The following is a 16,504-nucleotide window of genomic DNA, read 5'->3' as shown; positions in this document are numbered from 1 at the left end:
AAAGTTTCCTAGTCTATATTTGTCGCCTGATTATGAAGGAAAAAATACTGGAAAAGGCGACGGATATGTTTTTGAACTATGGTTTCAAGAGCGTTACTATGGATGATATCGCCAATAAAATGGGAATTTCTAAAAAAACCATTTATGCACATTACGAAAACAAAACGCATCTGGTAGAGGACAGTACCATGTATGTGTTCGATATCATTTCGAACGGAATCGATCATATTCGCGAGCTTCAAAAGAACCCGATCGAGGAATTATATGAAATCAAGAAGTTCGTCATGAGGCATTTGAAAGACGAAAAATCCTCTCCCCAATATCAATTGCAAAAATATTATCCAAAAGTGCACGATGTGCTTCGTCATAAACAGTATGAGGTCATGCAGGACTGTGTTTTGGAAAATGTAAAAAAGGGTATCGCCTTGGGAATTTATAGGGAGAACTTAAACGCCGAATTTGTTTCCCGGATTTATTTTTCAGGAGTGAATAGCATTAAGGATCAACAATTTTTTCCATTGGAGCAGTTTCCGATAAGCAAACTAATGGACGATTATCTAGAATATCATCTCCGCGGAATCGTTACCCCGGAGGGAAGAAAAATTTTAAATACAATCATCAATTCAAATCAAGAATAAATGCGACATTTTTTATTCATTCTTGCCATACTGGTATTAGGTCATTTCGGTCATTCGCAAGAAGTAGTCGAAGGAACCAATAGTTTTACGCTAGAGGAGGCGATAGCTTTTGCACTCGAAAATAACTATAGCGCGATTAACGCTGACCGGGATGTGATCGACGCGCGAAAGCAGAAATGGGAGGTTATCGCAAGCGGACTACCCCAAGTTAGTGGTGCGGTAGGGTATCAGAACCAATTGAAACAACCTGTTTCCGTAATCCCCGCTGAAATCTTTGGGGGTGAGCCGGGTACTTTTGAGGAGGTAGTTTTTGGCCAACCACAGCAAATGACCGCGACGGCCACCTTAAGACAGCAAATTTTCGACGGTTCCTATATCGTGGGGGTTCAGGCGACCAAGTCATTCTTAAGCTACAGCGCCAACAATCAGGAAAAGACCGATTTGGAAGTCCGAAAAGCGGTCACCGAAGCCTATGGTAACGTTTTGTTGGCGGAAGAAAGTATTGCTATTCTGGAAAAAAACAAAATCAATCTAGAAAAGAACCTCTTCGAGACCCGAAAATTGTTCGAAAATGGTCTCGGCGATGAGGAAAGTGTAGAACAATTGCAAATCACCACTTCGAATATCGACAATCAGTTAAAAAACGCCATTCGATTAAGCGACATAACGCGCAGGCTGTTGAACTTGGTTATGGGTATCGATATTGACGCGCCCACAAAGCTAGAGCAGAACCTTGATCAACTGGTCCTACTCCAGACAGATTTAGACTTGCTTGATGCGGAGTTGAATATCGAAAATAATGTCGATTACAAATTGGCCTTAAATTTGAATGAGCAACGTTTTTTCGAATGGAAATTGGCCAAGAGCAAGGCCTTGCCCTCATTGAATACCTTTATCAATTACGGCACTTCGGCCTTTGCTGATAATTTCAATTTTTTCAACGGCGACCAGCAGTGGTTCGATTCTTCGATTTGGGGGGTTGATTTGACCATTCCCATTTTTAGTTCGGGCCTTCGCGGCGCGGGCACCAAACGGGCCAAATTGGCGCTGGAAAAAGCAAAAACCCAGCTTTCCGAAGCAGAACAGCAAATACGGCTACAGACGAAAAGGGCGAAAAGCGATTATACCTTGGCCATAGAACAGTATGAGACCGCAAAGGATAACCTGAGCCTTGCTGAGCGTATCGAGAATAAGAATCAGATTAAGTATTCCGAGGGGCTCGCAAGCAGTTTTGAGCTGCGCCAGGCCCAAACGCAATTGTATGATGCACAACAAGGCTACCTGCAATCGATGGTAGAAGTCATCAATAAGAAAACAGAATTGGAAACTATTTTAAATAATTAATTACATCAATCTATAAACTTTTTTCATCATGAAAAAAAACCTATACATTTTAACTGCTGGTATTCTATTTTCCGCCTGTGGCGGAGGAGAGCAATCGGTTTCCGATTTGATCGCTTCTGGAGATTTAGAGGCCATTCGTGCCAAGAAAACTGAAATTGCCGATCAGCAAAAGGCTTACGAGAATGATCTTAAATTACTAGACTCCGTAATTGCGGCAAAGTCGGGTGAGGAGAAACTACCATTGGTCACCACCCTAGCGGCCAAAAGTGAAAAATTCGACCACTTTTTGGAGTTGCAAGGTGATGTGAAAACCAAGCAAAACGTATTGATTTATCCTGAAATGGCCGGTACGCTGCAGCGGGTTTATGTGAAGGAGGGCCAGCGGGTTACCAAGGGGCAGTTGTTAGCCTCGATAGATGATGGCGGTATGGGAAGTCAAGTATCCCAATTGAAAACACAAGCTGCACTGGCAAAGACCACGTTTGAGCGTCAAAAGCGTTTATGGGACCAAAAAATCGGATCTGAGATACAATTTTTACAGGCAAAATCGAACTACGAGGCTACTCAGAATGCGGTACAGCAAGCACAAAGCCAATTGGGCAAGTCGAATATCAGGGCGCCCTTCTCGGGAATTATAGATGATGTGATCAAAGACCAAGGAACGGTAGTGGCCCCTGGTCCGGGTGCCGAGGTGTTCAGGATCGTTAATCTTTCCGACATGTATATTACCGTAGATGTACCCGAAAATAATCTGGGTAACATCTCCAAAGGGAAAGAGGCTAAAGTCTATTTTCCTGTCTTGGGAGATACTGTCATTTCCGAAATACGGCAGACCGGAAACTTTATAAATCCGAGCAATCGTGCTTTTAGTGTCGAGATACCCGTTCCCAATAAAAAAGGGAACATCAAGCCGAACCTTACGGCACGTGTGAGTCTAAATGATTACAGTAGTGACAGCGCTATTTTGATTCCGCAAGGAATCATATCTGAAAACGCGGAAGGGGAACAATACGTTTATGTGGCCGTTGAACCGGATGGTGACAAGGCAGTGGCCAAAAGACGCATCATTAAAACGGGAAAAACGCAAGGCAGTATGGTTGAGGCGCTTACCGGAATCAGCGACGGCGACCTCCTTATTAAAGAAGGCGCAAGAACGGTAAAAGAGGGTCAAAAAGTGCAAATACTAAATCAATAAATAGGGCGTATACTGCAGCGTAAAATCTGCAAGGGCTGGCAATCACGAACAGCTAATTCTAAAAACTACAAACTATCATGAGCAAACAAAAAAAGAACGCGGATAAGGAATTTAAAATAGCATCATGGGCCATAGACAATCCGTCTGTGATTTTTGTGATGATAGCTATTTTGTTGTGGGTAGGTTTTCAAGCCTATCAGTCCATGCCTAGGGAGGATTATCCCGAAATCGTCGAGACCAAGGTTTATGTAAGTACGCCCTATCCCGGAAACACCGCGGAAGATATTGAACGATTGATCACCGATCCTTTGGAAGATCGCTTGAAAAACGTGAGCAATGTTGTCGAGACTACGTCTACCTCGCAAGAAGATTACTCCATTATAACGGTGGAATTCGACGAAGATATTACCGTAGAGCAGGCAAAGCAAAAAGTAAAGGATGAGGTCGATAGTGAAAAGGCAAGTGAAGATTGGCCTACGTTCAATGGGGCCAAGGTAGAACCGAATATTTTCGATTTGAATCTAGCGGAATCATTCCCGATAATGAACGTGAATTTTACGGGGGATTATCCAGTGGAAAAACTGAAGGAATATGCAGAGTATTTAGAGGATGAAATCGAAAATTTACCGCAAATCAAGGAAGTAGATATTCGTGGTGCTCAAAAGAAAGAGGTTGAGGTCGCCGTAGATGTTTATAAAATGATGGCGGCGAAAGTCAGCTTTCAGGATGTCATTAGCGCGATCGGCAATGGTAACATGACCATGTCTGCCGGAAATATCAAAACAAGCGAACAGCGAAGAACGATTCGCGTTCTGGGGGAGATTGAGAACCCTAAGGAACTTCAAAATTTTGTAGTGAAATCGGAGAACGGTGCGGTATATCTTAAAGATATTGCTACCGTTACATTCGACGAAGAGGAAAAAACCACCTTTGCACGGGAATTCGGGGAAAGCGTGGTTATGTTAGACATCAAGAAACGTTCCGGTACCAATACCATTGAAGCTACACAACAAATTAGAGAGTTGGTCAAGAAAGCCCAAAGTGAATATTATCCTGCGGACTTGAATATTTCCATCGCGAACGATTCTTCAGATCGTACCTTGAACCAAGTTGATGACTTGGTGAACAGTATCATTTTCGGAATCATTTTGGTAGTTACCGTTTTAATGTTCTTTCTCGGGTTTCGCAACGCACTCTTTGTGGGCTTTGCGATTCCGATGTCTATGTTCATTTCGTTCTTTGTGTTGAATACGCTTGGCGTTGTAATCGATAGTCTCAGCTTCACGCTAAATACCATGGTACTTTTCGGAATGATCATGGGACTGGGGATGTTGGTCGATAATGGTATCGTGGTAGTAGAAAATGTCTATCGGCTCATGAGTGAGGGCATGTCACGTACCGAGGCCGCTAAAAAAGGCATCGGTGAAATTGCCTACCCGATTATCATTTCGACCGTGACTACCGTCGCTGCCTTCGTTCCCCTTGGGCTTTGGCCGGGGCTTTTCGGGCAGTTTATGATATATTTTCCAGTAACGTTATCGGTGGTATTGGGCTCATCCTTATTTGTGGCGCTCTTTATGAATTCGATGCTGGTCTCCCAGTATATGGAAATCGGAGATAAGGAAATTAGTAAAAAAGGACTGATTAGGACTACGGCTATTTTAGGCGGACTTGGATTGTTGATTCTGTTCGTTGGGGGAGCGGTACGAGGGCTGGGAACCGTGATGATATTTACGGCCCTGATGTTCTGGGCCTATAAATATGCTATTAAAGGAGCGGCCAATCGTTTTCAGAACAAGGTAATGCCGCGTTTTGAGAATTGGTACGAACGCCGTATCAGGCATGCCCTGCGGGGAGGGAATGTCTATTGGTATTTTGGGGTCACTGTTTTACTATTGGTCGTGACCTTCGTATTGTTCGGTATGTCTATCGGCGCTGGAAGAACCAAAATCGAGTTCTTTCCTGAGAATAGTCCGAATGAGGTGTATGTGTACATCGAGTATCCCGAGGGCACTTCCATTGAAAAGACCAATAAAATTACCAAAGCTATTGAAGAGCGGGTGTATGCTGTTATAGCACGTGACAAGTATAAAAAGAATGCTGATTACAATTATTTGGTAGAATCGGCGGTTTCCCAAGTCGGCGAAGGTGCCGGGAACCCCCAAACCGATGGTGGTTCGGCATCCGAAATGCCCCATAGAGGTAAAGTTACGGTTTCCATGCGGGAATTCAAGTACCGAAACGGACTAGACACCGAAGAACTGAGAGGGGCGATTCAGGCCGATCTCACAGGAATCTATCCCGGGGTTTCCATTTCCGTGGAAAAGCTCGCCGAAGGACCACCGGCCGGATATCCCGTTAATATCGAGTTGCAAGGCAAGGATTATGACGAGCTCATCAATACGGCTGAAAATATTCGCAACTACCTCAATAGCAAGAATATCTCTTTTATCGAAGAATTGAAAATCAATGTGAACAAGAGCAAACCGTCAATGCAGGTGGTCGTTGATCGCGAAAAGGCGGGGGAATTAGGTGTTGCCGTGGGCCAGGTAGGGAATCAATTGAGGCGTTCGTTGTTCGGGGAAAAAGCAGGGGTTTTCAAGCAAGATGGCGAGGATTACGACATCAACGTACGTTTTAATAACGATTTGCGATTCGATCAAAATGCGCTGTTCAACCAAAACATCATCTTTAGGGACCAGGCATCGGGACAGATAAAGGAAATACCGGTATCCGCGGTAGCCTCTCGACGTAATTCCTCTGGTTTTAGCTCGATAAAACACCGCAACGGGAATCGTGTGGTTACCGTTTATTCAGGACTAACGGCGGGCGGAAACCCGGCCCAAGTTGTGGATAACGTTCGGAAGGAAATGGAGAATTTCAAAGGCATTCCCGAATCCGTTAAAGTGGATTACACCGGAGAAATCGAAGAGCAGAATAAACAGATGGCCTTTTTGGTCGGTGCCTTTTTCGGCGGCTTGGCCTTGATTATGCTGATTTTGATTTTTCAATTCGGAAGCATTTCAAAACCCTTAATCATCATGATTGCCATCTTCCTGAGCTTTATAGGCGTTTTTGGCGGATTGATGATTACCGGTTGGTCTTTTGTCATTATGATGACCATGATGGGGATTATTTCCCTTGCGGGAATCGTTGTAAATAATGGGGTTGTACTTTTAGATTACACCCAAATCCTCATCGACCGTAAAAAGTTAGAACTGAATATGGATGACAAAGACCTGTTGACGATGCCCGAAGTGACCAAAGTGATTACCCAAAGTGGAAAGGCCAGGTTGCGTCCCGTGATTCTTACGGCAATCACCACGGTGTTGGGGCTGATTCCCTTGGCCATCGGGTTGAACATCGATTTCTTCTCTCTCTTTACCGAGTTTGATCCGAAAATATATTTCGGAGGGGACAACGTGGTGTTTTGGGGTCCCTTGGCATGGACGGTGATTTTCGGATTGATCGTGGCGACCTTCTTAACACTGATTATCGTACCGGTACTATTCAATATTACCTACCGTATTAAAACAAGGGTAAGAAGCTGGCGAAAATCGGATACCAAAGATAAAAAAGAAACTTTGATAGAAAATCCCGAATATGATCTACTCCCGAAAACGGGAACTGCGGATTAATAGGTAACGCACTTATTAAAAGAATCCCCGAAATTTCGGGGATTCTTTTTTTTATCCCGATTACTGCTGAATACTTCTTAAATTTGCCCCTTAAAATTGTAGCCACATCATGTACAGAAGCCATACCTGCGGAGAATTACGCGAAATACACATCAATCAAAAAGTCACCCTTTCGGGATGGGTGCACAAAACCCGCGATAAGGGTTTTGTGACTTGGGTCGATCTTCGAGACCGCTATGGCATTACACAGCTCGTTTTTGATGAAGACCGCACCTCACCCGAACTTATCGAGCAAGCTAGACGTTTGGGCCGCGAATTCGTAGTGCAGATCAAGGGTGTTGTCATCGAAAGGGCATCGAAGAACCCGAACATGCCCACAGGAAATGTAGAGGTTTTGGTCGAAGAACTCAGGGTATTGAATGAATCGAGAACCCCACCTTTTACCATTGAGGATGAGACGGACGGCGGCGAAGATATTCGTATGAAATATAGATACCTCGACATTCGTAGAAACCCAGTTAAAGATAGCTTGATTTTTAGGAGCAAGGTAACTATGGAAGTGCGAAAGTACCTTTCCAATAAGGGCTTTATTGAGGTTGAAACACCGTATTTGATCAAATCGACCCCTGAAGGCGCTCGCGATTTTGTCGTGCCGAGCCGTATGAACGAAGGGCAGTTCTATGCTTTGCCCCAATCTCCGCAGACCTTTAAGCAATTGCTAATGGTCGGGGGGTTGGACAAATATTTTCAAATCGTTAAATGTTTTCGTGACGAAGACCTGCGCGCGGACAGACAACCGGAATTTACACAGATCGATTGTGAATTGGCCTTTGTAGAGCAAGAAGATATCCTGAATGCTTTCGAAGGGTTGACCACGCATTTGTTGAAGGAAATTAAAGGCGTTGAGGTCGATAATTTTCCGAGAATGACCTTTGACGAAGCGATGGAGCGCTACGGTAACGACAAACCCGACATTCGTTTTGGAATGGAATTCGGCGAGCTGAACGCGGTGGCACAGCACAAAGATTTCAATGTGTTCAATAAAGCGGAATTGGTGGTTGGTATTGCCATCCCTGGCGGAAATAGCTATACTCGAAAGGAAATCGACAAGTTGACCGACTGGGTCAAACGCCCACAAGTTGGAGCCTTGGGAATGGTATATTGCAGATGTAACGAAGACGGAAGCTTTAAATCATCGGTCGACAAATTCTACGACCAAGAAGATTTATCCAAATGGGCCGAAGTTACCGGTGCCAAAGCGGGTGATTTGATTTGCGTGCTTTCGGGAGATACCAATAAAGTAAGAGCACAATTGAGCGCCTTGCGTATGGAAATGGCAACGCGCCTTGGTTTAAGAAATCCTAAAGAATTCGCGCCCTTGTGGGTTATCGATTTTCCATTATTGGAATTGGATGAAGAGACAGGCCATTATCACGCCATGCACCACCCGTTTACTTCCCCTAAACCGGGACAACTCGAACTATTGGATTCGAATCCAGGAGCCGTTCGCGCCAATGCTTACGACTTGGTGTTGAACGGAAACGAGATTGGTGGCGGTTCCATTCGTATTCATGATAGGGAGATACAAAGTACGATGTTCAAACACTTGGGCTTTACTCCCGAGGAAGCCAAAGCGCAATTCGGCTTTTTGATGGATGCTTTTCAATACGGTGCTCCCCCACACGGCGGTATCGCCTTTGGTCTCGATCGTTTGGTCGCCATTCTCGGTGGACAGGAAACCATACGCGATTTTATCGCCTTCCCAAAAAACAATAGTGGTCGCGATGTCATGATCGATGCGCCGGCGCCTATTGATCCCGAGCAGCTGAAGGAGTTGAAGTTGAAGTTGGATATTTGAAAAAGCTAGAAGCGCGTAGCGCTGAAAGACGTAAGAAATAAGACCAATTTGAGGGTATGAGAATTCTTGTTTTGGGAGCAACGGGCAGGACAGGAAAGCGAATTGTCGCGTATGCCCTTGCCCAGGGTTACCAAGTGAATTGTTTGGTGCGTGATGTGGATAGGATTGCGGCCAAGCCAAATCTGAATAGAATAGAAGGTTCAACCACTATTACGACAGACGTGCAACATGCCCTTCAGGGTTGTTCGGCAATAGTAAGCGCTCTCAATATTTCGCGCACCTCCGATTTCCCCTTCGCACCTTTAAGAACTCCAAAAGAATTTCTTTCCAAAACAATGGCCAATGTAATCTCGGTTGCCAATAAAAATGGGATTAAAAGAATCGTTTCCTGCTCTGCCTGGGGTGTGGCCGATACGCGAAAAGACATTCCTTTTTGGTTTCGATGGATGATTGATTTCAGTAATATCAAATATGCCTATCGAGACCACGAAAGACAGGAAGCACTATTGGAAAAATCTGCTATGGAATGGACAATTGTCCGACCCGTGGGTTTGACCAACGGCAGAAAAGACCAAAAAATAATCGAAAGTATTCAAAATTTTCCCAAGCCGGATTGTTGATCAACAGAAGCGCAGTGGCCCAATATATGGTGGATGCTTTAACAAAAAACAATCTTTTAGGTAAAAAGGTGGTCATTTCAAAAGATTGAGCAAGACTAGCTCATCTAGTTTTGTCTCTTACGGGCGATAGCAAAATTAAAAGGGAGAGTTTGCCGAGAATTCGTAGCTATAATATGCTAAAGAGCCGGTCGCTTTTACACACTTTCCCGAGTTCTTTGTTGCATACCTTATTTTTTGGTACTTAATCTAATTAAGTAAGGCATAGCTTGGTTTAAAACCTAAATTCGCCCGTGTTCACCATATTGTTAGCATAATTTCGCACGAAGTAAAGATTGGTTTTGAAGAATAGGCGGTTGACTTTAAAGGCTGCTAGCGTATACCTCATAAAATCCTTTTAATCTTACGAATATGTCAAAAAAAGGTAGTAGCGCATCGGAAATATGTAGGTTTTTAGAGTGCTCAAGATAAAGGGGAAATCATAACAATAATTGAATGTTTAGTAATAAAAATCGTTGTTTTTCAGTGTTAAAAAGAATATTTTCGCCATTCATTTTTGGGAGTATGAACCCTAATGTTTCATAAATATGAATATTGCACATTTTACTTAAATTTATTCGTTCCCCTGAATCTTCACAAACTGCAACCTTCTAATGACTTGTGCTAGCGCTCTTCCTTAAACTGGGAGCTGTGCTAAATGATTTGAATTGTCAATGACAACCCGTTGATATTTTGTTTCAATTATGGTTCGAGAACGCCATAGTTGATTGTTTGCTAATTGCGCTATATGAATTCGAAAAATAGATTTATTCTAATCAATTTACTGGCTTATGAGTTCGTGCTATTGAACTTGGTTTTGATAGTGTATGTACTCATTAGACATCCCGAATTGTCATTGTATAATTCTACTTCATTATTAAATATTGGATTCCTGGTTATTATTTATAATGTAAGCTGGTTGTTGATAATATCTTTTATAAGGGATAATGATTTCTATTTTAATACAGGCTATAACTCTCTTAAAAGCCTTATCAATTGCCTTTTTTTCTTTGTGGGATTTGTAATCACCTTGATTATATTGTTGAGGATCGACTTTTTGAACCGTTCGACTTTTATAGCCCCGATCTTTATTTTCAGTTATGTAAATCTGGTTAGTCGAAAGTATATCTTGAAGTATCTCAAAAAAAAAGGCGCCCATTTTTTCTCGAACGTGCTGATTGTAGGTTTAAATTATAATCCTAGTCGATTGCGAAAATTCTCGGACGTAGTGGCGCAATATGGATACAATACCATGGGCTATCTCGATGCGGATAAAGACGAAATCGAGAATGAATCGAATCTGAGTATTGTCGGTAATTTAAACACGCTCTCCTTTGTTTTGAGTGAAAATGATATTGATGAAGTTTTTATTGCTTCAGCCGGATTGAAACAAGACAATATAGAAGAGACGATAGGCATCTGCGATAGCTTTGGGGTACGCGTTAAATTAATGCCGTCGAACCCTCTGTTAATGTCAAAAAACTGCAAAGCCTTCGTTATTGGTGATATGGCCCTGTATAGGTTGCGTCAATCCAAACTGGACTCCTATAGTCAAAACCTCTTAAAACGTATTTTCGACGTCTGTTTCTCATTTTCCGCATTGGTGCTTGGTTTCCCTATTTTTCTATTGGTAGCCGTGTTGATCTACCTCGAATCGGGGGGTCCCATATTTTATACCCCTTTGCGAAAGGGCGAAGCGGGACGAACCTTCAGGTGTTATAAGTTTAGGACCATGCGTGTATGCGAGGACCCTGTAAACGGTACAAAATCAACGGTCGTCAATGACCCTAGGATTACCCGTGTAGGTAAGGTTTTACGAAAAATCGACTTCGATGAACTTCCACAATTCTGGAATGTTCTGAAAGGTGAGATGAGCGTTGTAGGGCCAAGACCGCATCGGATTAAATTACAAGATACGTTTAGGAAATCCGTAAATGACTATATGGTACGTAGCTACGTTAAGCCGGGAATTTCTGGATGGGCACAGGTTAATGGGTGGCGAGGGCCGACCGTAACCAAGGAGCAGAAAAATGAAAGGGTACGCCACGACCTATGGTATATTGAAAATTGGAATTTTTGGCTGGATATTAAGATTATTTTTCTCACGGTGTTCGGGAATCACCATAAGAAAGCATTTTAATGGATGCGATTAAAAATTGTTATTCGTCGCTTTTACATTTTGAAAGAAAACGACATAAAAATAAGATTTAAAGGCCATAATTTTTTGGTAAAACCAATCGGGCATATGAAGTATACATCAAGACCAACTGGCTACTTAAGGTTGCTAGGATCAAAAATAACTGGAATATAAAAAAGCTTTAATATGAAAAATAACCCTACTCTGAAAATATATGGGAAATCAAAAAATTTCAAAGTATGTCAATTCCTAGGAATAGTAGGAAAAGTGTTCCCTGTTTTGTTAATGCTGATGCTATCCTCTTGTTATACAACAAAGGGAGTTAATTATTTGCAAAATATGGATGCTGAAACGACCATACCGCTTCAGATGACCAAATATGCGGTACAGCCTAACGACATTTTAAATATTCAGGTTCAAAGTAGAGACCCGGAACAAGCCGTTTTCTTTAATACAACCACCCAGGAAAACAGAAATTTACAGGCAAATCCTGCTTCCTTTTTCCTCACAGGTTATACCGTCAACTCGGAGGGAATGATCAATCTGGCTATTGTCGGGGCACTTAAAGTCAGCGATCTTACCGTAGAGGAAATAAAAGACCTTGTGCAGCGCGAGATAGATAAATACCTGTTGAATGCTGTTGTCTCGGTAAAGCTTACCAGTTTCAAAGTATCGGTACTGGGAGACGTAAAGAATCCGGGCACGAATTACATCTACAATGCGCAAGTTACCGTTTTTGAGGCGCTCAGCGCGGCCGGGGATATGAATTTATCCGCCAAGCGTAAAGATGTAAAATTGATTCGCCAAGAGGGTGATGTATCTCGAGTCGTGAATCTCGATTTGACCGGCCCGGACATTATCAACTCGCCTTATTATTTTTTACATCCGAACGATGTAATCTATGTAGAAACCTCAAAGCCCAATTTGGCAAATAACAATCTTGGGATATTGACTTTGGTGTTATCTGCCATATCGACAACGGTATTGATTTTAAATTTCACTTCGAATTAAACCTGAATTACCTATTAAGTAAATGCGACTTATCAATGTTGGCCAAAATTGCTCGATGTAGCACCAATGGTTAAACGGGGTTGCCCAACGTAAGAACGATTGTATATCATCTAAAATAAGAAATAGCGGTTTTGTGCGCTTAGCGTACTAAAACAAACTAATTAGAGCAGAATGAGACAGGAGAAGACAGGTACTTTTAACGCGCGACAAGAGGTTAATCTGAAGGCGTTCTTAAAAAAAATGTTCAAATACAAATGGCTTTTTTTAGTGAGCATTTGCACGTTTGTAGCACTTGCATTGCTATACATTGCTATTACCGTACCACGTTATGAGGTATCGACTTCAATATTGATCGACTCGTCAGGGAGTAATCGTGCCCTGGGCGATAGTAAATACGTAGAAGGTGGCGTAGGCCTTATTGAAGTAGAGAAAAACCTGTACAACGAGGTCGGTATCATAAAATCGTTCAGTCTCATTCGTCAAACCGTAGAAGATCTTGATTTTGATGTATCCTATTTTTCCAATGGGCTAATAAGAGACGAAGAGCGTTACGATTTTATTCCCTTTAAGGTAAACTTAAAGAGAGACAAACCGCAGATTTATGAAGTTCCCTTTGAAATAGTACTTCTAAATGACGATAGGTACCGTCTTACCATCGATACCGATGAATTTACGGTGTCTAATCCTACCAACGGTTCGGTACGTCTCGTAGAGCGAGCATTTGCATTCTCAGAGGAGTTTGACTTTGGGGAAGAGGTTGTGCATGAGTATTTTACCTTTGAGCTGGAAAAACCCGCCTACGTCGTCAATATGGATGACTTTGGAGGTGATGGGTTTAGCTTTGTGGCGCATAACCTAGACGATGTCGCTGCGCACTACGTAGAAGAGTTGGATGTCAATAATATCGACATTCAGGCCAGTATTTTAAAAATCGTCTCCGCAGGGTCGAAAGTGGGTAAGGAAAAAGACTTTCTTACGAAGCTTACGGATAATTATATACAGGAAAAGTTGACTTCCCGAAACAAAATCGCTTCTACCAAAGAAGACTTTATTCGCAATCAACTGAGCATAATTTCCGATTCGTTAGCTAAGGTCGAGAGCAGTATGGAGTCCTTTAAAAAAAATGAACAGGCCATAAATTTAGGCGCTACCGCGACCAATGCCTTAAACCAGACCCAAGACCTACAGGTTGAAGGAGCCAAAATCAGACTCGATATCAAGTATTACAATACCCTGATTCAGGATGTCATCGACAACCGGGATAATGACGATTTCGTGATACCTTCGGCTACCGGTATCAATGATCCCTTGCTCAATCAGAATATTATTGAACTCCAGCGGCTGTATGCCGAAAAATCGAAAAAGAAGTTTTTCGTGACCAGTGAAAGCGAGGTAATGAGCATTTTAGATGATCAAATTAAAGAATCGACCGATCTTTTGTTGAACAACCTACGGAACGCCGTGCAGTCGTCAAGATTCGCCTTGCAACGGGTGAATTCTCAGATGGCCAATTTTAACACGCAAATTAATACGTTGCCAACACAGGAGAATCAGCTGCTTACCATTGAAAGAAAAAGTAATTTGTATGCCGACCTTTTCAATTATCTGAACCAAGAATTGGCGAAAACGGGTATTGCTCGTGCGGAAAGCACTTCGGATACTAGGGTGTTGGACGCTGCCAGAATGGTAGGTAACGGACCGGTATCCCCACAAAAGAAACTTTTAATGGTATTGGCGATTACCTTGGGCCTCTTGCTACCTATGGGGTGGATTGCCATCTTTTCACCCAAGGATATCATAGAGGACGTTGAGCAGATTCAGGAGCGCTCCGATATTCCTATCTTAAGTGCGATCGTACAGCATGATGCAAAGGATTCCGATATTTCTCTTTGGAAACTTAAAGAGTCTTTTAGGGACTTGAGTACGAAATTGAGTCTTTTGGGAACAAAAGTACCCTGTGTACTAGGTATAACCTCGATTATGCCGGGAGAAGGCAAGACGTATACCTCCATCAATTTAGGGATTACCTTGGCAGAAGCAGGTAAAAAGGTGCTGATTATCGATACCGATATGCGAAAGCCAGGTTTGGTGAAGGGTTTTCACGCAGTTAAAGGAAAAGGACTAACGGAATATTTACAAGGCGATATTTTATCGCCCAACGATATCATTCGGGCGCATGAAGAAGTCGGTAATCTGGAATTCTTGCCTACTTCTGTGGCTAAGGGCAATGTACATGAATTGCTCTCAGGGCCGAAACTAAAACAACTCGTTGAATCGCTAAAAGGTACCTACGATTATATTATCATGGATACCCCTGCCGTAGGCTTGGTCTCCGATTTTTTAACGCTATCTGATTTTATCGATGTGAATCTATTTGTGGTGCGCCGAAATATTGCCAGAATGAAATTCTTGCAGGACTTAGAGGAAATCGCATCACATGGTACGGAAAAGAAAAGTTTTATCGTTTTCAACGGTGCATTAAAAGAAAACCATAAATACGGGTATGGGCATAAATATGGTCTTAACCAAGAGAAGCAATTGGTCAATGACACGTTATCGATATAGACTAGCCTATCTAGATTAATACGGGTGAACTTCCCGAAATATATTTTCTAAGAAATTAGACCACTTTTTTCATGAACGATTTTGCGGATTATTTTGAGTTTGAAATGGGCAAGGTGCACTTAAGCCATTTCTATCTTTATTTCATATTCGCTGCTGCTACTGCTTTATACTTGATTAGGAAAAGCAAGTCTAAGTATAAATGGGAGCTGTTTTTTATTTGTTTTTATCTGTTGACGGGTAATATCAATCAGTTACTTACCATAAAAATTCCTGGAATTAGTTTTTTCGAAATACAACCGGAACGTTTTATTTTCCTTTTACTGTCATTTTTTATCCTAAGAAAGAGTTTTTTTAAAAAAAACAGGCCAACAGACTTCTCGAACGGAAGAGTTCCATGGTTTCAAGTAATGCTCTTCGCTTATATTTTTCTTCTCATAGTTTCTATTGGCATGAACATTTCGGAGCTTGATGTACCCGATGCCCTTAAAACGATATTGGAATCGTTTGCATTTTTAGTGATAATCATTGCATTTCGTTTGATGGCAGACGTTCCTTCCTATAAAGTTATTGGTAAATCGATGATTATCGGGGCTATTGTTTCAAGTACTGTAAGTTTAATTCAGTTGGGGGTCAATTCATATTTCTTGAGAATCGGAGATTTCCGCCCGGCATTTGGAGATGCCGTTCGGTCAAATGGTATCTTCAATACCGAATATTACAATGCCTATTATTTAATTATCGCAATTTCTTGGGCGTTAGTTTCAATAAAGAATAAGGTTCTTAGGATAAGCTTGGTCAGTTTATTCTCTCTGGGTGTTTTATCCTCTTTTCAGAGGATGAGTTGGATTATATTGGCATTGGTACTGTTCATTTATGTCGTGTACATCAACAAAATTGCAATTCAAAAACTGGCCTTGGCGGGATTGTTTTTTCTAGCGATACTTTTATCGACATCGATTTTTTACTACCAAGATATTATGAACAGCGCTGTGGTTAAAGAACGGCTTGCCGATTCTCCAGGAGGCCGACAAGGGTATTATACAATGGTTATTGAGAATATTGGAAAAAAACCTTTATTTGGGTACGGAGGGCTCACAAATGAAGTATATTATACCAATTTGCTAAGGATTACAAGGGATAGGGATAGGGCGACCGCTACCACTGGTAGTATTCATAGTGGATATTTTTCCGTTCTTTTTGAATATGGTATTCCAGCATTAGCATGCTTTAGCCTATTTGTCATATTATCAGTCGTGTACTATTCGACCCGTCTAAAGGATAATATTTATTTCGTAGTTCCTTTTCTGGTGGGTATCATATTCATGATAGGTAACCTGACCAACACATTTTTGTTCTTGTCCTATATTTCTCTGTTATATGCTATTCATATAGGAATGGGCATGGGAATCAATCACACGTCTAAAAAAATAATTTCTTGAGTCAATCGATATGTTTTATAGTG

Annotated in this window: 10 protein-coding genes; all 10 read left to right on the top strand. The window is 41.9% G+C overall.

Annotated features, from left to right (window positions below):
* Window positions 1-32: 32 nt before the first annotated feature.
* A complete protein-coding gene (locus FGM00_RS16705) occupies window positions 33-638 on the top strand; it encodes a TetR/AcrR family transcriptional regulator (RefSeq protein ID WP_138854009.1) in 606 nt (201 codons plus the stop codon).
* On the top strand, window positions 639-1,982 hold the full coding sequence (locus FGM00_RS16700; protein ID WP_138854008.1) for a TolC family protein: 1,344 nt from the start codon (window positions 639-641) through the stop codon (window positions 1,980-1,982).
* Between the two features lie 28 nt (window positions 1,983-2,010).
* On the top strand, window positions 2,011-3,177 hold the full coding sequence (locus FGM00_RS16695) for an efflux RND transporter periplasmic adaptor subunit (protein WP_138854007.1): 1,167 nt from the start codon (window positions 2,011-2,013) through the stop codon (window positions 3,175-3,177).
* A gap of 77 nt (window positions 3,178-3,254) precedes the next feature.
* Window positions 3,255-6,815 (top strand): efflux RND transporter permease subunit, encoded by a 3,561-nt coding sequence (locus FGM00_RS16690; RefSeq protein WP_138854006.1) that lies wholly within the window; start codon window positions 3,255-3,257, stop codon window positions 6,813-6,815.
* A gap of 109 nt (window positions 6,816-6,924) precedes the next feature.
* Window positions 6,925-8,673: an aspartate--tRNA ligase gene (aspS, locus tag FGM00_RS16685; RefSeq protein ID WP_138854005.1), complete on the top strand. Its 1,749-nt coding sequence runs from the start codon at window positions 6,925-6,927 to the stop codon at window positions 8,671-8,673.
* A 56-nt stretch (window positions 8,674-8,729) separates the two neighbouring features.
* Entirely contained in the window at window positions 8,730-9,293 is a 564-nt protein-coding gene (locus tag FGM00_RS16680; protein WP_138854004.1) for an NAD(P)-dependent oxidoreductase, read from the top strand.
* Between the two features lie 784 nt (window positions 9,294-10,077).
* On the top strand, window positions 10,078-11,469 hold the full coding sequence (locus tag FGM00_RS16675) for an exopolysaccharide biosynthesis polyprenyl glycosylphosphotransferase (protein WP_138854003.1): 1,392 nt from the start codon (window positions 10,078-10,080) through the stop codon (window positions 11,467-11,469).
* Window positions 11,470-11,805: 336 nt separating this feature from the next.
* Window positions 11,806-12,477, top strand: coding sequence for a polysaccharide biosynthesis/export family protein (locus FGM00_RS16670; protein WP_175416260.1), 672 nt, complete (start codon window positions 11,806-11,808; stop codon window positions 12,475-12,477).
* A 171-nt stretch (window positions 12,478-12,648) separates the two neighbouring features.
* On the top strand, window positions 12,649-15,042 hold the full coding sequence (locus FGM00_RS16665; RefSeq protein ID WP_138854001.1) for a GumC family protein: 2,394 nt from the start codon (window positions 12,649-12,651) through the stop codon (window positions 15,040-15,042).
* 71 nt (window positions 15,043-15,113) lie between these two features.
* Window positions 15,114-16,481, top strand: a complete 1,368-nt coding sequence (locus FGM00_RS16660) for an O-antigen ligase family protein (protein WP_138854000.1) — start codon at window positions 15,114-15,116, stop codon at window positions 16,479-16,481.
* The last annotated feature ends 23 nt before the right edge of the window (window positions 16,482-16,504 follow it).

The sequence above is a fragment of the Aggregatimonas sangjinii genome (genome assembly GCF_005943945.1).
Taxonomy (GTDB): Bacteria; Bacteroidota; Bacteroidia; order Flavobacteriales; family Flavobacteriaceae; genus Pelagihabitans; species Pelagihabitans sangjinii.
Note: the sequence above shows the minus strand (reverse complement) of the source record. Positions and strands in the feature narration are given on the sequence as shown.